The organism is Micromonospora sp. NPDC048843 (genome assembly GCF_040649965.1).
Classification (GTDB): domain Bacteria; phylum Actinomycetota; class Actinomycetes; order Mycobacteriales; family Micromonosporaceae; genus Micromonospora; species Micromonospora hortensis.
Map to the genome: position 1 here is coordinate 25,871 of NZ_JBEZGJ010000032.1, position 25,170 is coordinate 51,040.

The 25,170-nt window shown below is 66.5% G+C and carries 25 protein-coding genes and 1 pseudogene; 19 read left to right on the forward strand and 7 right to left on the reverse strand.

Annotated elements, in window-relative coordinates:
• Window positions 1–312 precede the first annotated feature (312 nt).
• Window positions 313–1,005, forward strand: coding sequence for a hypothetical protein (locus AB0C20_RS10900; protein ID WP_357567810.1), 693 nt, complete (start codon window positions 313–315; stop codon window positions 1,003–1,005).
• 524 nt (window positions 1,006–1,529) lie between these two features.
• Window positions 1,530–4,016 (forward strand): EAL domain-containing protein, encoded by a 2,487-nt coding sequence (locus AB0C20_RS10905; protein ID WP_357567811.1) that lies wholly within the window; start codon window positions 1,530–1,532, stop codon window positions 4,014–4,016.
• Here AB0C20_RS10905 and AB0C20_RS10910 read toward each other — a convergent pair.
• Window positions 4,013–4,948, reverse strand: a complete 936-nt coding sequence (locus AB0C20_RS10910; protein ID WP_357567812.1) for a DUF6545 domain-containing protein — start codon at window positions 4,946–4,948, stop codon at window positions 4,013–4,015. The two genes, AB0C20_RS10905 and AB0C20_RS10910, sit on opposite strands and share 4 nt — an antisense overlap.
• Before the next feature lie 247 nt (window positions 4,949–5,195).
• Here AB0C20_RS10910 and AB0C20_RS10915 point away from each other — a divergent pair, with 247 nt between their 5' ends.
• Complete coding sequence (locus tag AB0C20_RS10915; protein WP_357567813.1) at window positions 5,196–6,032, forward strand: SAM-dependent methyltransferase; 837 nt, start codon at window positions 5,196–5,198, stop codon at window positions 6,030–6,032.
• Between the two features lie 264 nt (window positions 6,033–6,296).
• Window positions 6,297–6,719, forward strand: coding sequence for a hypothetical protein (locus tag AB0C20_RS10920; RefSeq protein WP_357567814.1), 423 nt, complete (start codon window positions 6,297–6,299; stop codon window positions 6,717–6,719).
• On the opposite strand, the gene AB0C20_RS10925 is transcribed toward AB0C20_RS10920, so the two are convergent.
• Window positions 6,710–7,276 (reverse strand): hypothetical protein, encoded by a 567-nt coding sequence (locus AB0C20_RS10925; protein ID WP_357567815.1) that lies wholly within the window; start codon window positions 7,274–7,276, stop codon window positions 6,710–6,712. The two genes, AB0C20_RS10920 and AB0C20_RS10925, sit on opposite strands and share 10 nt — an antisense overlap.
• Before the next feature lie 329 nt (window positions 7,277–7,605).
• Entirely contained in the window at window positions 7,606–7,704 is a 99-nt protein-coding gene (locus AB0C20_RS10930; RefSeq protein ID WP_357567816.1) for an LPXTG cell wall anchor domain-containing protein, read from the reverse strand.
• A gap of 271 nt (window positions 7,705–7,975) precedes the next feature.
• On the opposite strand from AB0C20_RS10930, the gene AB0C20_RS10935 reads away from it, so the two are divergent.
• From AB0C20_RS10935 to AB0C20_RS10990, 12 genes are all read left to right on the forward strand, one after another.
• The gene (locus tag AB0C20_RS10935) at window positions 7,976–8,182 is read left to right on the forward strand and encodes a hypothetical protein (RefSeq protein WP_357567817.1); all 207 of its coding nucleotides are present in this window, start codon (window positions 7,976–7,978) and stop codon (window positions 8,180–8,182) included.
• A gap of 497 nt (window positions 8,183–8,679) precedes the next feature.
• Complete coding sequence (locus tag AB0C20_RS10940) at window positions 8,680–9,258, forward strand: hypothetical protein (RefSeq protein ID WP_357567818.1); 579 nt, start codon at window positions 8,680–8,682, stop codon at window positions 9,256–9,258.
• A gap of 79 nt (window positions 9,259–9,337) precedes the next feature.
• Window positions 9,338–10,060: a tryptophan 2,3-dioxygenase family protein gene (locus tag AB0C20_RS10945; RefSeq protein ID WP_357567819.1), complete on the forward strand. Its 723-nt coding sequence runs from the start codon at window positions 9,338–9,340 to the stop codon at window positions 10,058–10,060.
• A gap of 125 nt (window positions 10,061–10,185) precedes the next feature.
• On the forward strand, window positions 10,186–11,226 hold the full coding sequence (locus tag AB0C20_RS10950) for an aminotransferase class V-fold PLP-dependent enzyme (RefSeq protein WP_357567829.1): 1,041 nt from the start codon (window positions 10,186–10,188) through the stop codon (window positions 11,224–11,226).
• Window positions 11,223–12,461 carry a tryptophan 2,3-dioxygenase family protein gene (locus AB0C20_RS10955; RefSeq protein WP_357567820.1) on the forward strand — a complete coding sequence of 413 codons (1,239 nt, stop codon included), beginning with the start codon at window positions 11,223–11,225 and terminating at the stop codon, window positions 12,459–12,461. Before AB0C20_RS10950 ends, AB0C20_RS10955 begins: the two co-directional genes overlap by 4 nt.
• Window positions 12,458–13,753: a nitric oxide synthase oxygenase gene (locus AB0C20_RS10960; protein WP_357567821.1), complete on the forward strand. Its 1,296-nt coding sequence runs from the start codon at window positions 12,458–12,460 to the stop codon at window positions 13,751–13,753. Before AB0C20_RS10955 ends, AB0C20_RS10960 begins: the two co-directional genes overlap by 4 nt.
• A complete protein-coding gene (locus tag AB0C20_RS10965; protein WP_357567822.1) occupies window positions 13,701–14,192 on the forward strand; it encodes a hypothetical protein in 492 nt (163 codons plus the stop codon). Before AB0C20_RS10960 ends, AB0C20_RS10965 begins: the two co-directional genes overlap by 53 nt.
• Window positions 14,189–14,554, forward strand: a complete 366-nt coding sequence (locus tag AB0C20_RS10970; protein WP_357248122.1) for a hypothetical protein — start codon at window positions 14,189–14,191, stop codon at window positions 14,552–14,554. Before AB0C20_RS10965 ends, AB0C20_RS10970 begins: the two co-directional genes overlap by 4 nt.
• Window positions 14,555–14,660: 106 nt before the next feature.
• Window positions 14,661–15,152, forward strand: coding sequence for a hypothetical protein (locus AB0C20_RS10975; protein ID WP_357567823.1), 492 nt, complete (start codon window positions 14,661–14,663; stop codon window positions 15,150–15,152).
• A complete protein-coding gene (locus AB0C20_RS10980) occupies window positions 15,149–16,318 on the forward strand; it encodes an oxidoreductase (RefSeq protein ID WP_357567824.1) in 1,170 nt (389 codons plus the stop codon). The genes AB0C20_RS10975 and AB0C20_RS10980 overlap by 4 nt, the downstream gene beginning before the upstream one ends.
• Window positions 16,319–16,404: 86 nt before the next feature.
• Window positions 16,405–16,665 (forward strand): GNAT family N-acetyltransferase, encoded by a 261-nt coding sequence (locus tag AB0C20_RS10985; RefSeq protein WP_357567830.1) that lies wholly within the window; start codon window positions 16,405–16,407, stop codon window positions 16,663–16,665.
• Between the two features lie 769 nt (window positions 16,666–17,434).
• Window positions 17,435–18,550, forward strand: a complete 1,116-nt coding sequence (locus tag AB0C20_RS10990; RefSeq protein WP_357248110.1) for a site-specific integrase — start codon at window positions 17,435–17,437, stop codon at window positions 18,548–18,550.
• A 329-nt stretch (window positions 18,551–18,879) separates the two neighbouring features.
• Here the strand turns inward: AB0C20_RS10990 and AB0C20_RS10995 are convergent, their stop codons facing one another.
• Window positions 18,880–19,305: a hypothetical protein gene (locus tag AB0C20_RS10995; RefSeq protein WP_357567825.1), complete on the reverse strand. Its 426-nt coding sequence runs from the start codon at window positions 19,303–19,305 to the stop codon at window positions 18,880–18,882.
• Window positions 19,306–19,360: 55 nt separating this feature from the next.
• On the reverse strand, window positions 19,361–19,849 hold the full coding sequence (locus tag AB0C20_RS11000; protein WP_357248107.1) for a MerR family DNA-binding protein: 489 nt from the start codon (window positions 19,847–19,849) through the stop codon (window positions 19,361–19,363).
• A 16-nt stretch (window positions 19,850–19,865) separates the two neighbouring features.
• Here AB0C20_RS11000 and AB0C20_RS11005 point away from each other — a divergent pair, with 16 nt between their 5' ends.
• Window positions 19,866–20,216 carry an arsenate reductase ArsC gene (locus AB0C20_RS11005; protein WP_357248105.1) on the forward strand — a complete coding sequence of 117 codons (351 nt, stop codon included), beginning with the start codon at window positions 19,866–19,868 and terminating at the stop codon, window positions 20,214–20,216.
• A gap of 120 nt (window positions 20,217–20,336) precedes the next feature.
• On the opposite strand, the gene AB0C20_RS11010 is transcribed toward AB0C20_RS11005, so the two are convergent.
• Together AB0C20_RS11010 and AB0C20_RS11015 are read right to left on the reverse strand one after the other, a co-directional pair.
• Window positions 20,337–20,486 carry a hypothetical protein gene (locus AB0C20_RS11010; RefSeq protein WP_357567832.1) on the reverse strand — a complete coding sequence of 50 codons (150 nt, stop codon included), beginning with the start codon at window positions 20,484–20,486 and terminating at the stop codon, window positions 20,337–20,339.
• Window positions 20,438–20,782 (reverse strand): annotated as a pseudogene (locus tag AB0C20_RS11015) (metalloregulator ArsR/SmtB family transcription factor). Before AB0C20_RS11015 ends, AB0C20_RS11010 begins: the two are co-directional and overlap by 49 nt.
• Before the next feature lie 112 nt (window positions 20,783–20,894).
• Here AB0C20_RS11015 and AB0C20_RS11020 point away from each other — a divergent pair.
• Window positions 20,895–22,439, forward strand: a complete 1,545-nt coding sequence (locus AB0C20_RS11020; RefSeq protein WP_357567826.1) for an MFS transporter — start codon at window positions 20,895–20,897, stop codon at window positions 22,437–22,439.
• 1,162 nt (window positions 22,440–23,601) lie between these two features.
• A complete protein-coding gene (locus AB0C20_RS11025) occupies window positions 23,602–25,017 on the forward strand; it encodes a cation:proton antiporter (RefSeq protein WP_357567831.1) in 1,416 nt (471 codons plus the stop codon).
• Window positions 25,018–25,170: the final 153 nt, after the last annotated feature.

Genomic DNA, 25,170 nt, shown 5'->3' on the forward strand with positions numbered 1-25,170 from the left:
CATTTACGTCCCGACTGCCGACCAACCACAACATCGCCGGGCCGCCTCAACGCCGAAGCGGACCAGCGCCAGCCCTCTGACCACTTATCTATCCAGGGAGGAATCATCACCACGATGCCCATGCCCCGATGGACTGCTCTCGCCCACCTGATGACAGCGAGCGCTCTCGGAGTCCTGCTCACTGCCTGCCAGTCAAGCACCCCCGCCGGCCAGACCCACCCGCAACCTGCGTCCGGAACGCCACGGCAGCAGAGCACCACAGCGCTTCCAACGGCCGTCACCGATCCTGGCCTCACCCCGCACCAACGCCTGATGACCCTCGCGCGGAACGTCGGCAGGACACCCGCCGATGCCGTCACGGGCCTGCCCTACACCTACCTGCACACCCAGTCGTGGACCCGCGCCACGAACAAGATCACCCGCACCGATCTCCAGCGCTGGCGCCGCGACGCCGACGACTCCGGCCGTGAGGAGACCCGCCGGCTCCCCGACGTTCCTGGCCTCGCCCACCGCCCGGCCCCCGCCGAGCGCGACCGCTTCGCAACTGCCCGAAAGACGACCACCCCATACCCCGCGGGGGCCTTGAAGGCCTACCTTGCGGAACCGCTGCCCACCGACGCCACCGCGCTCGCCAGCGCACTGGCCCCACGCGAACTGGCCGGTAGGCCCGCCTACCCGCGAATCCTCGTCCATGGCGTCACTGGCCTCGCTACCCACCAGTACCTGAACCAGGATCAGCGCCGGACCACTCTGCGCGTCCTAGCTGCCGTGCCGAACATCGCCTATCAAGGCGAGCAAACAGACATCGCCGGACGGACCGGGCTCGGCTTCACGGTGACCGCGGACGGCTCCACGACGCAGCTCGTCATCAATCCCGGCACCGGCGAACTCCTCTCCGTGCACGAACAGGTATCCGGCGCACGGTCGGGCCTGTTCTCCTACGTGCTGATCCTCGACCGCAGCCACGCAGCCAACGACACCCAAACACCCTCCACCCAATCCTGAGGAAGGCAGCTACTGACGGGTCCCTGCCCGCCCGCGGGCGGCACGGCGAGCAGAAGTCGACGAGGCGAGTCGTGCGCGGGTGTGGACCGGCTTTGAAGCCGGCGCCCAGCGCGTCACTTGTGGGGGGTCGAAGAACTCAACCGGTTGGGGCCGATGTGGTGTGGGCGCGCTCGGCTCGAAGGTCGCTTGCGGAGAGTGGCGCATCTATCGCCGTAGGTTCTCACGACCTGCCGGGCGCGGACTCAACGTTGCTCTCTCGCTCGCGTGCGGTGGTGGCTTGTGCTCGCTACGCAGTCGCCCGTGCGCAGGCGGCGACCCTCAAGGTGCCGATGTGTGCTGTGGATGGGCAAAAAGACACTTTTGCATTGAAAATCGGCTAACTCGGTGAATACATTCGGCCGAGTTAGCAGGTACCCATGCGAGGGGAGGGGCTATGCGTAAAGGGCTTGAGTGGAGCTGACGTCACCGGTCTGCTACTGTGAGCGACTTGAAAGCTGGGGGGCCGAATAGCCACGGGGGGCTAAATGGACGCGCTCCGCAGAAACAGCCTCGCATTGACTTTGTTCACCGCAACGCTGGTTGTAATGGCGCTGGTTGGCCTGGGATGGGCGCTCGTCCACCTGAGCGAGCCAGCGCAACACCATCTCGTCTACGTTCTCACGGGCGCATCGCTGATAGCAGTCGGGGCGATCTTCTCTGCGCCACTCCCGGCGCGAATCCCCATGAGAATAACGCTGACTCCCACGGCGTGCCTTGTGTGTGCTTCGGCGCTGCCGGCGCCGTGGGTCATCGTCTGCGTGGCTGTCGGGGCTTCCGCTGCGAAGGTGTTGACGAGGTATCCCCGGTCGGCGAGCCTTCATAAGGCCGTCCACAACATCAGCAAAGATATCGTCGCGGCGATGCTTGCCGCTGCGGTCATGTCGCTCTACGGTATTCGACCCGCGTTCGATAGAGCTGTTAGCGTTGACCTCCCGATTCAACGCTGTCTGTTAGCAATCGCCAGTGCAGCGCTCGTCATCTGGCTACTGGACGAGTTGGCTACCACGACGGCAGTATGCCTTTCCACAGGTCGTAAGTTCAAGGCGATGCTGCGATACATGTGGCAAATGAGGCTGATAGTTGGTGTGGCGGAGGCGGTGATATCGGGCGTCGCAGCAACGCTAATCAGTCTCGACAAAAGAGCGTTCGTCATCCTTCCTGTCGCCATGCTTGTGCTACATGGCGTCCTGTCGCTTCGGCTTAAGCTGCGTGAGGAGCGCCGAGTTTGGGAGAAGCTGGCTGCCCTGATCGATGCGTTGACTACTAGGGAGTTTGACGAGGTTCTGCGTACGGCGGCTCGGGGTGCAGTCGACCTTTTCGGTGCCCGCACGGCGGAGGTCGAGGTCGGCGCGTCTAGAAGGCTGGTTCGAGCCGACGGCGACGCCTTGGTCGTGTACGACGGTGCCGCGTCGGGCGCACCCAGACTTGAGGGAGTGGGTCCTCCATCGATCGTCCAAGAGATCGGCGCGGAGGCCGCCGGCGTGCACGGAGTCCTGCGGATCTACCTGCAAGGGCCCCGTGATGTGTTGACGCCTCGCGAACGCTCGACCATGCGCGCCTTGGCATCGGCGATCTCCACGAGCGTTGACATCGCGTTCGCATATCAGCGGTTGAGCGAGGAATCAGCCGGCCATGCGCTCGCCGCGACTCAAGATGCCGTCACCGGCCTGTCGAACAGGATGGCGTTCACACGGCGAGTCGTAGCGGCTGAGGGCACTGACTCTTGTCACCTCATCGCCATCGGCCTCGAAAACTTCAAGTTCATCAGCGAAGCAATAGGTCGGGACCGCGCCGACAGCGTCCTGGCCAAGCTGGCGCAGCGACTTGAGAGGTCATTCCGCGAACACCAAGCGGCGGTCGGCAGAATCGGTGATCACGAGTTCGGGGTTGCCGTCTGGGCGTCCTCCGAAGCCACCGCCTATCAGCGGGCCTGCTGGGCAGTATCCAACCTTCGCCGAGAAGTGCAAGATGGCGGCCAAAGCGTAGCGGTGCGAGCCAGCGCAGGCATGGTCTCCGGGTCCCGAGCAGACGCCGAGGAACTTCTAAAGCTAGCCGAGAGGCGGATGTGGCGATCGGTGCAGCAAGGACGCGATCCTCTTGTCGCCACGACCGAACAACCTGGCCCGCTCACGCTCGGCGCAGAGCTTCGGAATTCCCGAATGTCGATCTCCTTCAGGCCGATTGTTGACCTCGCATCGGGAGCTACCGTGTTGGCTCAGGCACTCCCTCGGTGGCTGTACTCTCCCTACGAAGTCCTCTCGGCAGACGAATATGTCTATCAACTGATCAACGACCAGGAAGCGCTGGATGCCCTGACGCAGACCACGCTGACACGGTCGCTGGCCGCCGCCCAAACCTGGCGCCCCAAGCTGTCGCACGCAGGGCTGGTTATCCCCGTGCCGGGCCGATCGGTCAACGCGAAGCTCGTCCAGGCCGTCCGGAATCTGCTCCGGAAGTTTGACGCGCCGCCCGCGACGCTGGTCTTGGCGATCGCACCGTCAGAAGGCATTCAGGACCTCGACGCGTACCGCGACCTTCGGCGCAGCGGCGTGCGGTTCATGTTGCAGGAGTTCGGTAGCGGCGACCGCGGCCTTGAGCTCTTAAGCGCCGCAGAGTTCGACTTCGTCTCTGTGCATGCTGCCTACGCCCTGGACGGCGGGTGGAGCACTGCCCGGTCCACTATTCGGGCGGCGGTGGACCTCGGCATGGACCTGGACATGAGCGTGGTCGTTCCAGGTGTCGTCGATGAGCAGCACCGCCGAGAGCTACTACAGCTCGGGTGCTCGCTGGGGGCCGGACCACTGTTCGGTGACGAGACGTTTCCGAGCGAGTTCCGTGACAACATCAGCCGGCAGCGCAGGTTTGAGCCGGTCGGCGTGGATGTCCTTGCGGTGCGGCTGCGGCGGCACCGGGCTGGAGGCATCACCCAGACTGGCGGCGGCCGGCAGGCCGGGCGTGCTGGGCCCGGTTAAGCAGCAAACCACCAGCGTTGGCGGTCCTTATCCGGCGACGCGACATGTCGGTGAAGTCCGCCGCCTCTGGTCGCGGTGCCCCATCGCGCGAGTTCGGCGTGGACGAGCGGAGATTGATGAAGGGCGCGGGATATCTTGGCAAGGCGCCGTGTCTCCTTGCGGATGTCTAGGTGGCCCGAGTCGCGCTGAGGCAGCACGGATTTCTCGTCTGCGGGAGGCGCCCCGGCCTTCCGACGCCGAAGCGCGACGGCGATGACTGCTGCTTCGGCAACCGCCGCCGCGTCCGCCGGGCCTAACCGGCACCTCTCTGCGCGCCGCAGGGCGCTGACGCGAACATCCTCCGAGTACCACGGCCGCAGCCGACGCAGTTGCTCGTGGACCTCGACGACGCGACGGTAGGTGCGGCGGCTGCCGCCCAGTGCCGGCGCGGGCTCATCGTCGTGCGGCACGAGGATCAGCGGCGCATCGGGGACTTCCGCTCTGAGCTTTACCCAGAGCAGATCCAGCTGCCAGCCGTCCCAGCGGTCGTTCATCCAGTCCCGGGTGCGCCAGTGCCGGTCGATCAGCTCCGCCTCCTGCGGCGATGCCGACACTCGTCGGGCGGCACGGGCCGCTCGCGCGAGCTGACATGACAGGATGTCTGCGGCAATCTCGGCGTCAGCCTCTGCGGAAGGGTCGATGTCTCCGTGCAGTGCGTTGCCTCGGTGCCCCAGGAGCAGATGGGCAAGCTCATGAAGAATGGTTTGTGTTCGAGTTAGCGATGGCAGTCTGACGTCGGTGAAGATGTAGTCAGCTTCGGCGCTGTTGAAGAAGAACCCCGGCGGCCAATCTGCTTGTAGCTCGGCGCAGTTGATCCGGATTGCGCGTCCCTGGGCTACGGCTATCGCCTCGCACCACGCCTCGACGGTGTAGGGCTGCGGTGGGTCGGGCACTCCGGCCCGGCGCAGGCGCCAAGCGACGCGTGCTCGTCTCCACCACACTGTGGACCTCCTGACACCGTGACCGCCAGTGTGTGACCAAAGATCGGAGTGTAGCGGCATCCGCCGAGTCACGGAGCCCCTACGGACACCGCCGCTTGCCGTCACGCCACTGTGGTCTTCTCCGCTAGGCTCCCGGTCCGCAACGGAGGTCACACAGGACGGCGCTCGCCGCCGTCCTGTACAGAACGGGGAGCGGCGCATGGTGAGCGACGAGACGGGCCAGGAGCCAGCATCTGCCGGGGGACGGGCAACCGTGGCTCGGATGTACGACTACCTGCTGGGCGGGAAGCACAACTTCCCAGCTGACCGCGCGGCGGCGCAGGCGCTTCAGCGGGTGGTGCCGGAGAGCGCCGACATCGCGCTGTCAAACCGGCAGTTCCTCGGCCGAGCGGTTCAGGCGCTGGCGGAGCGGGGAATCCGGCAGTTCATTGACCTCGGCTCGGGAATTCCCACGCAGGGAAACGTCCACCACATCGTTCAACGTGTGGATCCGACGGCACGCGTTCTGTACGTCGACATCGACCCGGTCGCCATCGTCGCGTCCAACGAAATCCTCTCCGGCAACCCTTACTGTAGGGCGATCGAGGGTGACTTCACACGGCCAGATCTGGTTCTCGATGCCCTGGCGGAGGGGGATCTTGCGACGCTGTTCGATCTGGATCAGCCGGCCGCGCTGCTGTACTTCGCGGTCCTCCAGCAGGTCTCCCCGTCGCAGGTCGAGGCCGTCGTCGCCCCTCTGCGAGATCGCCTTGTCGTCGGGAGTGCCATCGCGATCTCTCACCTCAGCCATGTGGCGGTAGACACCCACGGCGAGGACTCCGTTCAGGTAGCGAAAGACGTGTACCGCACACAGGCCCGCACCGAGATTACCCTCCGGTCCCCAGAGGAGATCACCCCGCTCTTCGGTGACTTCTCGTTGCTGGAGCCGGGCTTGGCGCGCCTTTCCGAATGGCGACCACTCGGGGATGGATCTGACCCGTACGCGAGTGCGCCTGAGAGGTCGCCGATGGTGGGAGGCGTTGGGATCCGAGTCTGACTGTCGGCTGCCCGATTGGCCGGTATGAAAGCGCCGCATCCAGTGCAGGGACAGGGCGTGACGGTGGGACGCTGTAGCGCTAGTCGTCGCTATGTCGGTGCAGGCGTTCATACTCGCGATATGTCATCTCGTGTCGCTAGCCGGTGTTGTGGCGCCACCGGCGGTCGACGCCATTTGGCCTCGGTCTACGCCGCAGGGATCAGGACGGCCCACACCCGCACCACCATGTTGGCACCGCGAGTTCTGGTGGCTCGAGGTCGCAGCGTGACGACGTCGACCACAGGGCTGGCGGACCTCCTGCGACCGCCGGTCCAGCCGCGGTCACCCCGCCGGCCCATGGTGTTGGCGGGGATCAGCGGCGGGTTGCTGTGTCTGCTGGCATACGGCGTTGTCGCGGCACCGGCAGCTGACCGTGCCGCATGCGCCCTGATGATGGGTCTCGTCGGTTTGGTGGGTGCTCCTGCGGCGGCTCTCGCGCTGGCTCGGTTGAGTAGCCGCCGCAGTGGCACGCTGGCTGGCCGTGCGTGGCAGGTCTGGCAGGCGGGATCGTGGTGTGCGCAGTGCGGGCAGGCGACACTTCCCGTGCCGTGGGCGGGCCGCGAGGTCGTCGTACCGGCGACGGCGGTGCATCACGCCGTCGAGGAGATCGCCGCCGGGCGGCTGCCGGCACTGGCCGCCTACCGCTGACCGGGCGTCGTGGCGGCCTGTGCCCACAGGTCGCGTAGTGGTACCCACGAGGATGCCAGCTCAGCCCAGTAACAGGTGAAGACTCCTGCGATGGGCTTCGTGGGGTCGCTCCACCAGATGGCGACCACGACTTGTCCCGCGCGGTCGCCGGTGGGGATTCGGTAGGCGTATTCGATGTACTGCACGGTGCGGCCGGCCGCGCTGCTCTGCTGCGTCGGAGGTGCCGCACCCGACGCCAGGGTGGCTGCGTTCGCCGCCTGGCTGCGGTATCGGGCCTCTGCGGCCTCCCGGTCGGCGAGGTTGCGGTACGTGATCCAGTAACTGGTGACGATGCCTGCCGTACAGCGGGTTCGAGTCGTCTCACCGTTGCCGCGCTGCGCTTCGCTGATGGCATCGACGGAACACCCGCCGACCTTGCCGAGCCAAGGACCGGCGAAGTCCGCGATGTCGGGCGTCGGCAGACTGGCCCGGTTGACCGCTGCCTGGCGCTGCGCGAACGCTGCGCCAGCCGATGCGGTGGGCGCCGTAGCCGTCGGTGTGTGACGAGGCGGTGGCACGACCGTGTAGCGCAGGCCGAATCCGATGGACGCACCCGTGAGCAGGGCCGCCAGAGCGAGCGCCGCAGGTCCGCGCGCCCATCGCCTCCGTCGGACGCTTCTGCCACCGGACGCCATGGACCGTATCGGGTCGGAGCCAGCGGGATGCGTGCCGGTGCGGATGCCGCTCTCAGGTGGGGTAGCGGTGCGGCGAACGGGTTCGACCGCAGGCGCCCGGCCGGGCGCGGTGGTGGGGACGTCCTCGATCGAGGATGGCCAGACCGCCCGGTCCGGGTGCTGCGTCGTCACTGGCTGCTCCTTCCGCCTGCGTCAGCTGGGCCAGCTTGTGCTCATCGTGGCTTGCGGCGGCCGGCCAGCAGCAGCGCGACGCCGGCGATGAGGGCCGCGCCCCCAGCGGCAGCGATCGGAGCAATACTCCCGCCGGTCACCGGGAGCGACGGCGCCGATGATTCCGCGGTACCACCATCGTTGCTCGGCCGGTCGCCACGGTCCGTGGCACCCCCGCCTGGCTGCTGCGGAGTCCGCCCCCCGCCTGGCGCACTGCTCGACGGCCGAGGACTTGCCCGGGTTGGTTCCGGCGAGGGCGGGGAGTCGGGCGGGGGAGTACTCGGATCGGGCTCCGGCGGCGCGGTGGTGGGATCGGGCGGGGGAGTGGTGGGGTCGGGCTCCGGCGGAGGATCGGTCGGGTCGGGAGCACTGGTGGCGGTCGGCTTCGACGCCGAGGGCTCCGTCTCGACGGTGGACCGTTGTGGCGTCGGCTTGTCAGGGCTGGCTGTAGCGGTCGCCGAACTCGAAGGGCTCACCTCAGCCCTCGCCGGTGAGGCGGAAAACGCGCCGATCATCGCAAGGGCGAACGCCGAAGCCGCCAATGCCGCTAGGCGTTGCCGCACCTGCGATTCAGGTTGATTCACGATCTATTACCTCCCCGTGTTGCATGTTCCTGGCCGGCGGTGGTGCATCCTGCCGCCGCATCCAATGGCGGATTGGACGCTAGCGTTTCCGCCACCAGGGCACCAGCTTCACCATCTCCGCGATCTACCTTTATTGCCACTGTCTGTGCAGCTCAGCATGGTTGCGGCTGGCCGATGTGGTTGTTTGGTATCCGGCTAGGTGTAGTCGCATTGGTAGACACACACAAAGGTGCTGTGGTGGATTCGATGCCGAAGAACCCAGTCCTCGACAACGGGGGAGGGACATGGGTTCGGGCTCGCCGCCATATTGCGGTGGGCTGATGCGTTGTGCCCCCAGTTAGGTGCTGCCGAATGAACGGTCGAGCAAATCAATCCATCTCTGGCATGAGGGGCAGCCGAGAACGGCAGGGAGCTCTCGCGCTGATGCCCTCTGCCCAAGGCGCAGGGCACCGCGTGAGCCTGCCTGCTCGCCGAACGGCTGCGGCTCTTGTCATGCTCCTTGGTCTTGCGGCATTGGCACTGACCGGCTACTCGGAGGCCGACGACACGTCCGTGACCGCACCGGTGGCGTCGTCCAGCACCGCCGGGTTCGGCACTGCTGGGACATCCACGGGCCCGTCAGCGACTTACCGAAGCGTTGACGCGCTGTGCCCGGCGCTGGATTTCCGGCCGCTGAGCGAACTGTTCGGCCCGGTGGGACAGCAACAGCACCAGAGCCGTCCGGTCGGTGCCACCACCAACCTGACGTGTACGGCGACGCTCGGTCAACTGCCCCGAGGCGTCGTCGTGACCGTGGCGGCCACCATCGGGGCACCGGAGGCCGGGCGGGTCATGTACGAGGGACTGCGCCGCGTTCATGACAAGACCGAGACCGTTCGGGAACTCGCGTCCCTGGGCGCTGGCGCCTACCAGTACACCGACGCGGCCGGAAGCCACATCGTCACCTACGACGCCAACCTCTACCTCACGCTGACGGCCGCTCCGCTGCGCCTCAACGCAACCCCGGACCCCGCCCTGGTAGAGCCGACGTCCCGCGTGGCCGCGTCCGCGCTGTCCGCGCTGCGCGCCTGACCCCTACCTCACGCCGAACCCATACAGCATCCCCGCCGGGCCGCGGCGTAACCGATCCAATCCATGCGGAGGACCACCCTTGTCCACGACACCCCTGCCCGCAGTGCTGCCCGGCACCGCAGCGACCGACTACGCCCGCTACATGCGCACCGACGTACTGCTCTCCCTGCAACGCAGCACCACCGAGGGGGCGCACCCAGACGAGCTGCTGTTCCAGGTCGTCCACCAGTCCTCGGAACTGTGGTTCAAGCTGATCTACGACGAGTTGGCGCGCGCGCTCGACCACATCGCCGACGACCACCCCGGCGCGGCCGAGTTGCTCGTCCAGCGGGCCGCGCAGAGCCTGCGGCTGGTCACCCACCAACTTGACATCCTGCGGCACCTGCACCCGATGCAGTTCGCGTCCTTCCGCGCTGAACTCGGCAACGGCTCCGGCTTCGAATCGCCCGGCTGGAAACTGCTGCGCCAGGCCACCACCGAACTCGACATCGCGCTGAGCCGGCTACTGGCCTCACTCGACCTCACCCCGATCGACCTTTACCGCGGACAGCCATCCGACCCGCTGTACCGGCTCGCCGAAGCGCTCGTGTCTCTCGACGAGCAGATCGCGCTCTGGCGCACCCAGCACTACACCATCGCGACCCGCATCATCGGCCACGGCGTGCTCGGCACCCGCAACACCCCAGTCGACAGCCTCACCCGGCTCATCTCGCATCGCCACTTCGCGGCCCTGTGGGAGGCGCGCACCGAGCTGACCGAATCCAGCCCTCGCGGTCGCCAGAGCAGGCAGGCCCAGCAGTGAGCGCCACAGCCGTCCGGATCCCGGCGGGCATCCGCAGCCGATTTCCGAGCCTGGAGCAGACGGTGCACCTGGCCGCGTGCAGCATCGCTCCGCGCAGCACCGCGATGGATCAGGCACTGGCCGCGATGTTGGACGACCTGTCCCGCCCCGGCTTCTGGAGCGCCGCCGAGGAACAGGTGACCGACGCCCGGCGCCGATTCGCCCGACTCATCGGCGCCGAGGTCGACCAGGTCGCGATCCTGCCCAACGTCAGCGTCGCCGCCCACCAAGCGGTGTCCAGCCTGCGCTGGCGGCGCCGACGCGAACTGCTGAGCACCACGGCCGAATTCCCCGGCGTCGCACACGTATGGCTGGCCCAGGAAAGCCGCGGAGCGCGAGTGCGCTGGTGCGGCCCCCGCGCCGGCCGGGTCAGCTCCACTGACTACCTGCGCGCCATCACCACCGACACCGCGCTGGTCTCCGTGCCCGCCGTCACTCACCAAGACGCGACCCGCCTGGACATCCGACGCGTCGCCGACGCCGCCCACGCCGCCGGCGCCGCCGTGATCGTCGACGCCTACCAGGCCGCCGGCGTCATGCCATTGCACGTCGACGCGCTGCGCTGCGACTACCTGATGGCCGGCACCGGAAAGTACCTGCTGGGCCTGCCGGGAATCGCGTTCCTCTACGCGCGCAACCCCAACGGACCCGCCCCGGCCCTGACCGGCTGGCTCGGCCGCATCGATCCGCACGCCTTTGACGCGACGCGGCTCGACTTCCCGGCGCACGCCCGCCGCCTCGAGACCGGCACACCATCGGTCGCCGCGGCGTACGCCGCAGTGGCCGGACTGTCGCTGATCGAAGACCTGGACCTGGCCGCGGTCCGTGAACACACGCAACGGCTCCTGGCCTCCGCCGCCGACCGGCTCACAAGGCAAGGCGAGATCGTGGACCTGGCGCGCAGCGTGGACGAGCGAGGCGCGCACCTCACGCTGAGGGAGCCACGCGCGTGGGCGATGGCCGCCTGGCTTGAGGACCACGGCATCGCCGTCGCACCCCGCCGCGGCGTCGTGCGCCTCGCCGTGCACGCCTACACCAACGCCAGCGACATCGACGCGCTCTGCGACGCCATCGCCAAGTACCGAATCAAATCCCGCAGCGGGACGCCGATCGGAGCATCACGGTGACCAGCGCGCAGCCCCTGCACCGATGGCTGGCGCAGCGCCGCCCTTCGGCCGACCGTTTTCCCTTCGACGCGGTCGTGACCGCCTACCAGCACTACGGCAAGCACGTCGTCCCCGACGAGTGGACACAAGCGCTGATCGCCGCCAGGGACCGGCTCCCGCAGCTCAACGGCACCAGCACCACCTACCTGTCCGCGTTCCTCTCCGGCGCGCTCGACAAGATCGACGGCACCTTCGACTACCGCTCATACCTCGGGTTGGCTCTCCTGCCGATTCCAGCCCCGAACCAGGGTCCGGGCGCGGCCGCGCAACAGCTCGCCAACCGCGACCGCCTCCACGCGATCCTGCTGACAGACCTCATCGCCTTCGAGCTCCGAGCTGCCCACGACGACCAAGCGCCGCTTCCACAACTGCGCCCGACACCGCCCGTGGCAGCCAAAAGACTGCGACACGCGCTCCGCGCGGTGATGCCAGCACTGCGGCGCCTCAGCTTCGTCGAGGACACGATGGACCTCTCAGAGATCTCTCAGCTGCGACGCGTGACCGCCGCCGTCAACGTGGACCTCACCGCCGAGGACCGACGTGCCCTGCAGGTCAGCATGCTGCCGGTACACACGATGCACGACGAGTGGATGTTCATTCGCGTGCTGCAGGCTTTCGAGACGACCTTCGCGTTGCTGGCGACGGATCTCACCGAGATCATCAACGCCGTACAGGCCGGCAGGATGCCGCTCGCTGCTGCCAGGCTGTCCGCAGCGGCGTCACTGCTGCGCGAGAGCGCTTCGCTTTGGCCGCTGCTGGCCACGATCCAGCCCGAAGCGTTTCACGCCTTTCGCCGGTACACCGACGGCGCGAGCGCCATCCAGTCCCGTCACTACAAGATGCTCGAATCGCTGTGCCGCACTCCAGACGGCAAGCGTCTGAACTCCGCCGCGTACCTGTCAGTTCCCGAGGTTCGCACGGCAATCATGCACGGCCAGGTCAGTCTCGATGACGCCTTGGCGGCGGCTCGGCAGTTGGCCTCCACCGACACATTCCTCGCCACCGCGATGCGCGAGTTCACCGCAGCGATCACCCAGTGGCGGCAGACCCACTACCGCCTCGCCGTGCGCGTCCTCGGACCTGAGCGCAGCGGCACCGGCTACACGCAAGGAACCCGCTACTTGCACGACGCCCGCAACGAGCCGGTCTTTCGCCACCAACCACCTGCCGAGCCGGACGCCGGAGTCGACGGATGAACACCGCAGACGTCGCCAACCCAGCTACGTCGACGATGCAGAGCGCCGTCCTCGGCGAAGCGCACTCGTTCCTCCGCCTGCTGCACCATGAAACCGGCCAAGCGGGGTTCACCCGACGCTGGCGCGATGTCCGCTCGGAGATCACCACCACCGGCACATGGCGGCACACCACCCACGAATTGACCTACGGCGCCCGGGTAGCGTGGCGCAACTCCGCCCGCTGCATCGGCCGACTGCGCTGGCCGAGCCTGCGGGTACACGACCACCGCCACACAACCGACGTCACCGGCGTGCAGCGCGCACTCGTCAGCCACCTGCATCACGCAACCAACGCCGGCCGCATCCGGTCAACCATCACCATCTTCCCGCCCGTCCCGGCAGGCGGCCCCGCGCCCATACGAATCATCAACCCGCAGCTCGTCCGGTACGCCGCCTGGACCGATCGCGAACACATCCTCGGCGATCCCGCCAATCGCACACTCACACGCCTGGCTACCGCCCTTGGCTGGCCCGGCCCACCTGATCGCGGACCGTTCGACATCCTGCCGTGGATCGTCGCCACCGACGACGGCCACCTACACGCGCTACCCGTCGACCAGACCGACATCCTCGAAGTTCCGATCCAGCACCCGCAGCACCGCTGGATCGCCGACCTCGGACTGCGGTGGCCGGCGGTGCCCGTCATCAGCAACATGCTGCTCTCAATCGGCGGCGTGCAGTACCCCGCCCCGTTCAACGGCTTCTTCATGGGCTCCGAGATCGCCGCGCGCAACTTTGCCGACGTGGACCGATACCACCAGATACCCGCCGTCATCGACGGCCTCAAGCTCGACGAGAACGACCGCCTGCGACACGACAAAGCCTTGCTCGTGCTCCAGGAAGCAGTCCTGTACAGCTACGACCGCGCCGGCGTGACGATCACTGACCATCACCGCGAAAGCGAGCACTTCGCGCGGTTCGTCCGCCGCGAAGAGGCCGCCGGCCGCACCGTCGTCGGTGACTGGACCTGGTTGAACAGCTACCCCATGACCCCACAGGACCCGTCCTGGAAGCGCTACTACAGCCCGGCCGCCCCCCGGCCGGCCCTCTGCCCCGATCCCGCCGCGGCCATCCCCGCCGCCGGGACCGGTCTGAAAGTCCCCCACACGGGCTCGACGGCAACCGTCGCCGAGCCCGACCACGAGCGCGCCGCTCCCTCCACGGCCGCTGCCGTTTGTCCCGAAGAACCCAGGAGGAGCAATGCCAGCATCCATCCAACCGCTCCACGAGCGCGATCCGCGGAGCGCAAGTAGCAGAGCCCGACGGACCATTTCCGCCGTACTCGGCCTGATCGTCATCGCTGCCACGCTCGCCGTGGCGGCGGCACCGGCACAGGCAGCGTCCGGCTGCCGAAGCGCGCCCTACAGCGCCAGCTTCAGCATCTACGACACCTTCGGCGAATTCGCCGGCGTCGAGGTCGCTTCCTTTCCGTCCGGGGGCACATACCGGACCACTACTCAGTGCCGCGACATCCAGGTCAAGAACGCCGGAAACGGCGGCTCAGGAGGCGCACCGTTCTGGGCATGCGTCGTCTACCCCGGCCAAGCGACGTGCGCCAACGGCTGGATCTACGTCCCAACGCAGTCATGGCGAAACCTGGCGACCAACGTCAAGGACGGCACTCGCTTCAACGTCTGGCTCAGCGTCAACCTCGGTACCTACTTCGGTGCGAAAGCGGTCGGTGACTGGTGAACCAGCCGCTGACCATGCCGACCGATCAACGTCGGCCGGGCGGCGAACGGGAGGCAGCGTCGGGACTTCGGTGCCGCGCTGCCCTCCGGGCAGCCAACAAGACCCGACGGGCACCAATCGACGCGCGCGGCAAGATCGCCGTGATCACCGGCGTCAACGCCGGCATCGGCTACCAGAGCGCGGTGGCCGGCGGTGCCTGTCATCAGCAACACACCGTCGTCGGTGACTGGACCTGGTTGAACAGCTACCCCATGACCCCACAGGACCCGTCCTGGAGGCGTTACTACAGCCCGGCCGCGCCCTCCGGCCGGCCCTTTGCCCCGATCCCGCCGCGGCCATCCCCGCCGCCGGGACCGGTCTGAACGTCCCCCACACGGGCTCGACGGCAACCGTCGCCGAACCCAACCACCAGCGCGCCGCTCCCTCCACGGCCGCTGCCGTTTGTCCCGCAAGAACCTAGGAGGAGCAATGTCAGCATCCATCCAGCCGCCGCCCGAGGTCGACCAGCAGCCGACGACCGGCAAGATCCGGCAGACCCTGTCCGCCGTCGTCGGCCTGATGGTCATCGCTGCCGGACTCGCCGTGGCGGCGGCACCGGCACAGGCAGCGTCCGGCTGCCGCAGTGCGCCCTACAGCGCCAGTTTCGGCCTGGCCGACAACTTCATGGTCTTCGACGGCGTGGAGGTCGCATCAGCACCGCGCACGGGTACCTACCGCACCACGAGCCAGTGCCGCGACATCCAGGTCAAGAACACCGGAGACGGCGGCAGCTGGGGTGCACCCTTCCATGCGTGCGTCGTCTACTCCGGCCGGGCGACGTGCGCCAACCGCTGGACCTACGTACCGCCGCGGCAGTGGAGAAATCTGGCGACCAACGTCAAGGACGGCACCCGTTTCAGCATCTGGATCAGCGTCAACCTCGGCACCTACAACGGTGCCTCCGCGGTCGGTGACTGGTGAACCAGCCGCTGACTATGCCGACCGATCAACCTCGGCCGGGCGGCGAACGGGAGGCAGCGTCGGGACTTCGGTCCCGCGCTGCCCTCCGGGCAGCCAACGACACCCGACAGGCGCCAATCGACGCGCGTGGCAAGATCGCCGTGATCACCGGCGCCAACGCCGGCATCGGATACCAAGCCGCCCGTCAACTCGGCGCAGCAGGAGCAACCGTCGTCCTGGCCTGCCGGCACCCGGGCCGGATGGCAGAGGCGGCCCGAGCCATCCGCGATGAGTTCCCCGACGCTGTCATCGATGAGGTCAGCATCGACCTAGGAAGTCTTCGTTCCATCAGAGCCGCGGCCAGTGCGATCATCGACAGTCACCCACACGTCGACATCCTGATCAACAACGCGGGGGTGATCGGTGAGCCCGGATGGCGAACCCTCGACGGCTTCGAAGCCTGCTTCGGTATCAACCACCTGGGCCACTTCGCGTTGACCGGACTCCTGCTGGACAAGCTGATCGGCGCAGCTGACGCGCGGATCGTCACCGTCAGCAGCACCGCCCACCGCGCCGCGCGTCTGAACACGCAAGAATGGCCCAGCCCACAGAACCCCAACATCTACCACGCCTACAGTGCGAGCAAACTCGCGAACCTCCTGTTCGCCTACCACCTCCACAGCCTGATCGCCGCATCCGGAGCCCCGATGCGCAGCATCGCCTGCCACCCGGGCTGGGCAGCAACACAGCTGCTGTGGCCCAGGCCGCGAAGCCCGAAACACCGAGCAAGCGTGGCTGCCCTACAGGCAATCGGCGCCATCATCGCGCAGCCGGCAGAAGACGGCGCGCAGCCCCTACTGCGCGCTGCCACTGCCGACGTTCCATCCGGCGTATACCTCGGGCCAAGCCGTTGGTGGCGAACGCGAGGCCCCGCCACAATCGAGAAATCAAGCGTCAACTCTCACGACGCGCAGGCTGGCCGCCTGCTGTGGGACCTGTCGGTCGAACTGTGCGGTGTGGACTACGCAGCTCTCGCGGGATCCGCGGCAGCCGGCCTCACTCCCGATCTGCCCGGAGATCGCGGCGCCTCCGAACAACGGAAGGTGCCTAATCAGCCGGACGTGAGACCAGAACCACTTGCCCTCGCGAATGGTGACGTCCTCACCGTGCGGCCCTCCACCTCGTGAGTGATGACCGGTCAGAGCACGGCCAGCCGATCATTGCTGTGGCAAACCTGATCGCTCAAGGTGTTGATGCAGAGGTCGGTCTCCTTGTGCGAGATGACTGGCAGCGGCGTGGCATCGGGACGGGCCTGCTGCGGCGTCTGCTGGACTACGTAGAGAAGTGCGGCAAAAGGGCCGTTGTCATGCATATCCAATCACAGAACACGCCGATGCTACGAACCGTGGCGCGGATCGGCCGTCGATCTGAAGTCAAACGAGAAGGTTCAGTTGCTTCTCTAAGGATTCCCTTGACTGTGGTCTCTAACTCCCGCGAAGGCAACAAAGCGGAAGGAAGAGCAGCATCGAAGTAGCGAGCGATGCTGTCGTTTGGCAGCTGGCCGGGCCCGGCGTTCGTCGAGGCCGGCCCGGCCAGCGGAAGGAGAGAGCAAACCAGCAGACAATTACTGCTGTCCTAGGACGGTCTAGCGCCCGTTCGGTAGTTCACGATTATGAGAGGGTGCATTTTCAAGTCTGGTTCTCGAAGCGAACCTAGCCAGAGCCGACGAGCGGGCTGGGGGCAGCGTGGCACTTCTCTGTGGGAGAGGCCCCTACGGGCGCCGTGGGCCGGTGGCGGACGAAGGGAGGCGACGGAAGTGGGAGGAGTGCTTCCGTCAAGCGAGGATTGGCCCAATTGGGAGGATGGCGAATTTGGCGATCAACGCGGCTCGGATGACGCTGAGGCCTCCATTCGAGCACGCCATCGAGGCTTTCCCCTCGCCGAGCTGATCGAAGAAGTAGAGAAATCGCCATTCTACTATTGCGTGACCCCTATTAATGATCGGGGCCGCTTGGCCGACCGATCGGCGCTCCGCCTTATGCAGTGGAGCGCCCTTCAACCAATCGAATACGAGGTGGAACCCGGGTCCCTCCGCGTGACAAGGTCAGGGTCAGGCATGTGGACAGTCACCCGGCAAGGCCACCTGTTCATTCCGTCAAGCGTCCGACTCGCCGTCGGAATCAGGCCGATAGATCGCCTCCTGATGGTAGCGGACTTGCGAGGCGTGGAACTCCGGCTATTTACCATGAATAGGCTCGACCGCGCGCTCGGGCTCCAGCAATCTCTGAGAAGGGTGACAGAGCATGGCTGACGATGTAGGTGGACGCCTGAGAGGCGGCGCGGAGTTGGAGGCAGTGCGGTTTTTGATCGACCGGCTGGGGGTGAGTGCCGAAGAAGTCTTCAAAGGCGCTGCACCGTCGAAAGAAATTCCAACTTTTAGCGAGCATATTTCAAGAGTTTCCGGCGCTGTTGCCGAAGGCACGCGTCGGGTGTATGGGACCTACTGGCGAAAAATTGAAGAAGTTTGGGGTGATCGGCGCATAGACGAACCTTCGGCCATGGAGATAAGGCACCTCGCCGAGTTCATCAAGAAGAACGTCGTCGTGCGCCGGAATTCACGTGGCGGACGAACCGCAGTGGAACATTTCATATCAGCCATGCGTTGCCTGTACGGCTACGCGGTGGCTGATGGGCTGATTTCGGAAACGGCGAATCCCGCTGCGAGGGTCGCCAAGCCTCGTCGCATTGCAAGCACTCGCCGGGCGCTTTCTGACAATCAGTTGGCTGGGATAAACAAGATGGTGGCAAATACCGGAAATGATCCCCGGCTTGATTCGATTCTGCTCAGGCTTCACGAGGAGACGGCCTGTAGGCGAGGTGGTGCTCTCGCGCTTCAACGAGAAGACCTAGACCTCGACGGCTGTCTCGTGCAACTGCGAGAGAAGGGTGAGACGGTGCGGTGGCAGCCGATCTCGCCAACGCTGGCCCGTTCGCTTGCGCAACTCAACAAGGATCGAGGGTCTGGCGGCCAGCTGCTGAGGTATCGGAATGGGGCACCGATCACGCGCCGTCGTTACGACTACATCTGGCAGCGGCTAGGCAAATCGCTGCCTTGGATCGCTGCGCAGCAAGTCAGCACTCACTGGCTCCGCCACACGACTCTGACCTGGGTAGAGCGCAACTTCGGCTATGGCATCGCTCGCGCTTACGCTGGGCACGACGGCAGATCTGCCGCCGGGACGACAACGACCTACGTTAAGGCGGACATATATGAGGTAGCGAGAGCACTTAGCGCGCTTTGCGGTGAAAAGCACCCACTAGTCGCTGAGCTTGCGTCCGGCACTGTACGACCACGGCTCTCACGAGATGCCGGCGATGCCCCGGCCGCGCCACCGTGGCTGGATGAGCCCCAGTTCTAGATGGTTCCGCGACTGGCAATGCAGATCGTCTTCGAGGGCATCCGGCGCTCCTCCCGCCGGCGGTTGTCGTCGACCAGGAACGTCACCGCTGGATCCAGTTCCAACCGGCCGCCGGCCCGCAGGCTAGCGACGACGGCCAGCGTGAACGGCTAGCCGGACTCGTCCGTGTCGTCATCCGTCCACTCAAGCCAGCGCAGGAACCCGCCACTGGACGGTGCGGTCCGACGCCTCGTCCCCGGTTGCCATCAGGTGACCCTTTCGCGGCGCCGCCCTGTCGACCATCTCGACCGTGTAAGTCCAGGCTGGAAGGCGTCTAACCGTACGCCTTCCTACGCGGCTGCTGCTATCACCGTCCGCGAGCCCCCGAAGAAGGTCGACACCCTGGCGGCGTTGCTGCTCGCCCAGATGGCGCGGTCGCGTGATCCCGGAAGGCGTGCTCGCAAAGCGTCGAAAGACGACCGGCCGTCTGTTCGGCGTCTAATCGCCGCTTGCTGGGGCGGCGTCACGTCGGCCTGAAGACGCACCAGGGGAAACCCGCTCAAGATTTGCACCGCGCGGATCAACTCCTGTTCCTTTGTGCCGTCGAGTGGCATCCCTGCCGCTCGTTGCATATCCACCACCACGATCGTCGCCAAATTTTGTTCACTGGCTTCCGCTCTTTCGACCTCCGCAGACGTCGGATAGGAAGTCCGCAGCTCGGCTCGGTGCTTCTGCCAGTCCATTAGAGTTCCAAGGCCAGACTTGAGCAGAGCCATCGCTACCACGGCATACCCGAGGGGCTTTACGTCGCTGGCGGCGACGAGCACCGCTTCAAGCGGGCTTGCGAGGCGCAACCGGTGGACGGCGATGCCTTCGCGGGGTCGGGTAAGCCGTCTGAAGCCAGATCGCCTGCGGCTCCAGCCCCCGGCTACGCCCCACGGCGATGGTGGCGAAGGGGATGGGGCAGCACGGCTGCCCGGCGCACGCGACGAGGTCGTCGCAGCCAGCGTCCACCGCGGCGCGCAGGGTGCCGGCGATGACCTGCAGGTCGGCGATCTTCGCCTCGACCTCGGCGAGTTTTGTTTGGGCGCGGACCCGCAGACCAGTGTCGGGGTTGCGGCCGTGACGGTGCTGGCCCGCGTCGAGCAGGTCGGCGACCTCGTCGAGGGTGAACCCGAGCCCCTGCGCCGCCTTGATCACTTTCAGCACGGTGACCACTTCGGCGGGGTAGAGGCGATGCCCGCCCAAGGTGCGGTCCGGTTCGGCGAGCAGTCCGCGGCGCTCGTAGAGACCCAGCGTCCTGTTCGCCTGCGTCCACAACGCCGGCCGTTCCCAGATGGCCGCCGGCTGGCTGCGCCACCTGGCCGGCGACACCGTCGAGGTCCGCTCCGCCGGCTCCGCCCCCGCCGACACCGTCAACCCCGCCGCCGTGCAGGCCATGCGCGAGGTCGGCATCGACATCACCGACCAGACGCCCAAACTCTTGGAGTACACCACTGCGGAGTCGTCTGACGTCATCATCACCATGGGCTGCGGCGATGCCTGCCCCGTCTTCCCCGGCAAGCGCTACGAGGACTGGAAACTCGACGACCCCGCCGGCCAGGGCGTCGAGGCCGTGCGCCCGATCCGTGACGACATCCGCACCCGGGTGCAGGCACTCCTCACCGACCTCATCCCCGTCGCCTGAACCACGCTGTCGCCGCGCCTGCCGGTCTGAACTCGTCCGGCAGGCGCACAGCGTCTATGCGCGGCGGCGGTGACTCTCGGCAAGGCACTCTTCGTAGCTCATCACCGCGACCCGCACAGGTCAGCGCAGGCCAATCGCCGCCGGGCTCGTCGTCACCACCGTGCTCATCGGCGCCGATTCCTGTGGCTCACAGTCCGGTCCGCGCTCAGCGGCGGCGCTCATCAGCAGTTCCTCTCGCAGCCGGTGCTCGATGAGCCGTAGGTTGGGCAAGGCGCGACCTCATGGCCTGTGGCGGCGAGGAGTCCCTCGGCAGGGTGAGTAGGTCGAGTAGTCCCAGGCGGGTCAGGGCGTAGAAGCATCTACCGGCCTTCCGGTCGGCCAACGATCAGGCCGCAATCCCGCAGGCAGGCCAGGTGCGCCGACACGCTGGACTCTGCCAGTTCCAGCTCCCGGTCAGGCAACCACTCGCGCTTCGCCGCCGACGAGCCGGCGCAGAATCGCTAACCGGAATCGGCCAGGCCATGAAACAGCGCCGCCGCGGGCGTCAGGTTCTCACAGGGCCGCATGGGTGCAGGGTCCTTCTCATCGCCATGTGGCGATGATAGCGTCATCTTCCAATCATCGACGATCGGTGGTTATGGCGGCACATGGCGATGGCGGCGATAGCGGGAGGTTGACATGGAGGAATCGGACAAGCGGCGATGGTGGGGGCTCGCGGCCATCGTGCTTGCCGCGTTAACCCTGGGTTTCGACATCACGATCATGAACGTCGCGTTGCCGACGATCGCCGGGGAACTCTCGGTCGGCACCAACGGGCTGCAGTGGATGGTGAATGCCTATGTGCTGGTGATGGCCGGGTTGATGCTTACGTGCGGAGCGCTGGGTGACCGTTACGGGCGTAAGCGCCTGCTGATAGTAGGGCTGGCGTTGTTCGGCATTGCGTCGGCCTTGGCTACCTGGGCCGACTCCGCAGGAGTGGTGATCGCCGCCCGTGCGGTGATGGGCGTCGGTGGGGCGATCATCATGCCGGTCGCGTTCGCGGTGCTGCCGGCACTGTTCCCGCCACACGAGCGGCCTCGGGCGGTGGCAGTCGTGGTCATCGGTACTGGTGTGGGCATCCCGCTGGGGCCGCTGATCGGCGGGTTCCTGCTCGAACACTTCTGGTGGGGTTCGATCTTCCTCATCAATGTGCCGATGGTGGCGATCGCGCTGGCCGCCATTGGGCTGCTCCTGCCGGAAACGCGCGACCCTCATCCTCCGCGACCCGATCTGCCCGGCGGTGGGCTGTCGATCGCCGGTCTGGGAGCCCTGGTGTATGGGTTGATTGAGGCACCTGGTCGGGGCTGGACGGATTCTCTGGTTCTCAGCGCGCTGGGGCTCGCCGTAGTGCTGTTGTCAGGATTCGTGTGGTGGGAACTGCGTACCGCACAGCCGATGATTGACCTTCGGTTGTTCAGGCGACCCCAGTTCTTATGGGGCAGTGTGGCCGGAGTGCTCGTCACGTTCGGCCTGCTCGGAATGCTGTTCGTGGTGCCGCAATACCTGCAGCTCGTGGCGGGATTCGACGCCTTCGGCACTGGCCTGCGGCTGCTGCCGATGATCGCTGGCCTGGTTGTCGGCGCGCCACTCGGGGAACGGCTTGCCGCTCGAGCCGGCTACCGGGGCCCAGTCGCGCTGGGTCTGCTCATCCTTGCCTGCGGCCTAGCAGCTGGGGCGACCACGGACACAGCGACCGGATACGGGTTCGTAGCCGCCTGGCTGGCGGCGGTTGGATTGGGAATCGGTATGGCCCTGGCCTCGGCGATGGACGCCGTCCTGGGTGCACTACCACCCGAGAGGTCCGGATCGGGTACCGCCATCACCATGACTCTCCGCCAGGTCGGGGGGGCCCTCGGCGTGGCATTGCTGGGCAGTCTCCTCGCCCAGGGCTACGGCGACCGCCTCGACACCACCGGCCTGCCCGCACCAGCCGCCGATGTCGCCCATGATTCCATCGCCGGAGCCTTGGCTGTGGCCACCCGCCTCGGAAATCCAGCGCTGGCTCTGGAAGCGAAGACCGCGTACCTGCACGGTATGACCCTTGTCCTCGTCGCCACCGCGATCATCGCTTTGGTCAGCGCCATCCTCACCGCCGTACTTTTACCCGGCCGACCCACCGCGCCCGCAGCGGCCGACACCGAAGTGTCGCAACCGGAGCAGCTCGCACAGGGCGGCAGCCGCTGAGCCTGACGGTGCCCGGCGTCTGAATCGCTGACCGTCGACTCGGGTTGCTGGCATCCGTCATTGCAATCGAGTTCGCGGCAATTCGGCGCCGGGCGGTCGCTCTGCGCGATGGTGGCGGCGGCGACTCCCAGGCTTGCGGCGATCATCCCCATTTAGGTAGGTCAGGAGGCACGCGCAGAATCCGCCGCTACCCGGCCTGTTCGCTTCCTCGACTCGGCCAACCCGACCGCGCCGGGTTGGCCGCCGACACGTCCACACCGATCCACGACGTCGGGATTTGGATGCCGGGCACTGTCACAGGCGAGAACGACCTCGGAGCGTGGGTCCGTGCACGCTTGGCTGAACCGGACGCTTCACCGTGACCGTGGGACGGCACTCCCACATCCCGCCCTCAACGAGGCCGTGTCCCACGCCAGTGCGGCCGCCAAGTCATCTCGTCTGTCGATGGTCCCGTCCGGGTGCGCGGTCTCTTTGCGGGGCCAACAGGGTGCCGCTGTCGTCCCTCCTGCCCGCTGTCACAAGCAGGCGCCAAGATCGAGCGGGTGGTATGCGGCACTCATGGCTGGTGGACTGCCGCGAGCGCGATCCCGTCCCGCAGACGACGGCGCCATCCCCGCGTAACTCATTGGTCGCGTCAGCGATACAGAGTGTTCGGTAATCCGGGCCTAACATCGGTGGAACCCGTTGACATTGGGATTTGACGATGTTCATGATGGGTTCTGGCTGGCCGCCCTGGCCTTCCGACGGCCCATCGATCAGGTTGGTCACGGGGTAGGACCGGGCTGTCGGAGGGGCGCAAGGCCACAGGGGAGGGCCTGGTGGATGACGTGAACGGGACCTGCGTAGGTCGATTGGTTGACAGATCCACACAAGGCGGGATGGGCGGCGGATGTGTTTTGAGCCCTCGCGGACCTGCCGCCGGCCAGTGTCAAGGCGATCGACAGCGGCCTAGGCGCGCTGCGGGCACAGTAGCTCGGTCGCGTCCTAGATGAACGGTGAGCGGCTATAGGGACTGATTCGACCCGCTTCCGCGCCCCGCCTTGGTTCGCGCCCCGGATTGGGTACCTGACGGTGCCGTCCGCTCAAATTCCTTCATCTGTTGCTTTCCTATCCCCATCTTCTTTGGGGATGGGTTGAGCCCTGCTTTAGGAGACCTCTCTTGGTGTTTGCCGCGCCTGTCGCCCCGGTTGCCGCCCACTATTTACTCGTCTTCCTTCTCCAAGTCAGTATCTTGCTCCTCCTCGCACTGCTGCTTGGCCGACTGGCCACTCGTTTTGGGATGCCAGCGGTCGTTGGGGAGCTGTGCACCGGGGTCCTGCTGGGTCCATCGCTATTGGACCATGTTGCACCCGGCGTTGCCGACTGGCTGTTGCCTAAAGATGCAGGGCAATTCCATCTGCTTGACGCGGTTGGGCAGATCGGGGTGTTGCTGCTGGTCGGAATCACAGGCACGGAGATAAACTTCGCACTGGTGCGACGTCGTGGAGCGACCGCTGCCCGTGTCAGTATCGGCGGATTCATCGTGCCGTTGGGACTCGGCGTCGCCACCGGGTATCTCCTGCCTGCGTCATTCCTCGCTGACGAAGGTGATCGGACGGTATTCGCGCTGTTCCTCGGTGTAGCAATGTGCGTAAGTGCCATTCCGGTCATTGCGAAAACGCTGATGGACATGAACCTCATGCACCGCAATGTGGGTCAGCTCATCCTGTCCGCCGGCATGGTCGACGACGTGTTCGGCTGGCTGATGCTATCGGTCGTGTCCGCGATGGCCACCACTGGTTTGCGCGTGCAACAGGTCGGCCTGTCCCTGCTGTACCTTCTCGTCGTCATCGGGTTCGCGGCGTTCATCGGGCGCCCCCTCGTGCGGTCGGCGCTGCGGCTCGCCGCACGATCTGCTGAGGCTGGACCGATCGTAGCGACGACCGTGGTGATCGTGTTGCTCGGTGCGGCCGCCACCCACGCGATGGGACTTGAGGCGGTGTTCGGCGCATTCGTCGCGGGCATCCTCATTGGCATGTGCGGCAGGACCATCCGCGACCAGACCGCGATCCCGGGCGCTGTCGACGCGCCGATCCGCGATCGCGTCCGCAGCGGGGTCGACCTGGGAAGACTGGCCCCGCTGCGCACCGTGGTGCTGGGCGTGCTCGCCCCACTGTTCTTCGCCACCGCAGGGCTGCGGATGGACCTCACCGCCCTCGGTGACCCAGTCGTGCTAGCCGCCGCCATTGTCGTGCTCTTGATCGCCATCCTCGGAAAGTTCGCCGGCGCGTACATCGGAGCCCGCGCCAGCAGGCTTACCCGCTGGGAGGCCCTGGCGCTCGGCTCAGGCATGAACGCGCGCGGTGTGATCGAGGTGATCGTGGCCATGGTGGGTCTACAACTCGGGGTGCTCAGTACAGCGGCGTACACGGTTATCGTGCTGGTCGCGATCGTGACGTCGCTGATGGCACCACCAGCACTGCGCTTCACGATGCGACGGGTTGAGCACACGGCCGAGGAGCAGCTGCGTCAACGGACGCCGGGCGAGCCGGACGAGGACCGCCCAGTCGTACAAGGCGTACAGAGTGAGGACCGGTGATCTGGCTCGATCACATCGTGCAGATCGCGTCTCGGCAGCAGCTAGGCAAGGCGGCGGGTCTACGGGGCGGAAATACATGGTCGGGCGGGCACGCCTCATGCTGCCCGGATCGACTGGTTTCGGTGCCGTTGTGCTGGTCCTCCTGTAAACGCC

Excerpts from the sequence above, each read along its gene's own strand:
- AB0C20_RS10905 (WP_357567811.1), top strand. The coding sequence starts at position 1,530 with ATGGACGCGCTCCGCAGAAACAGCCTCGCATTGACTTTGTTCACCGCA.
- AB0C20_RS10960 (WP_357567821.1), top strand. The coding sequence starts at position 12,458 with ATGAACACCGCAGACGTCGCCAACCCAGCTACGTCGACGATGCAGAGC.
- AB0C20_RS10940 (WP_357567818.1), top strand. The coding sequence starts at position 8,680 with ATGCTCCTTGGTCTTGCGGCATTGGCACTGACCGGCTACTCGGAGGCC.
- AB0C20_RS10950 (WP_357567829.1), top strand. The coding sequence starts at position 10,186 with ATGTTGGACGACCTGTCCCGCCCCGGCTTCTGGAGCGCCGCCGAGGAA.
- AB0C20_RS10995 (WP_357567825.1), bottom strand. The coding sequence starts at position 19,305 with ATGGCTCTGCTCAAGTCTGGCCTTGGAACTCTAATGGACTGGCAGAAG.
- AB0C20_RS10990 (WP_357248110.1), top strand. The coding sequence starts at position 17,435 with ATGGCTGACGATGTAGGTGGACGCCTGAGAGGCGGCGCGGAGTTGGAG.
- AB0C20_RS11020 (WP_357567826.1), top strand. The coding sequence starts at position 20,895 with ATGGAGGAATCGGACAAGCGGCGATGGTGGGGGCTCGCGGCCATCGTG.
- AB0C20_RS10915 (WP_357567813.1), top strand. The coding sequence starts at position 5,196 with ATGGTGAGCGACGAGACGGGCCAGGAGCCAGCATCTGCCGGGGGACGG.
- AB0C20_RS11005 (WP_357248105.1), top strand. The coding sequence starts at position 19,866 with ATGGCCGCCGGCTGGCTGCGCCACCTGGCCGGCGACACCGTCGAGGTC.
- AB0C20_RS10965 (WP_357567822.1), top strand. The coding sequence starts at position 13,701 with ATGCCAGCATCCATCCAACCGCTCCACGAGCGCGATCCGCGGAGCGCA.
- AB0C20_RS10975 (WP_357567823.1), top strand. The coding sequence starts at position 14,661 with ATGTCAGCATCCATCCAGCCGCCGCCCGAGGTCGACCAGCAGCCGACG.
- AB0C20_RS10900 (WP_357567810.1), top strand. The coding sequence starts at position 313 with ATGACCCTCGCGCGGAACGTCGGCAGGACACCCGCCGATGCCGTCACG.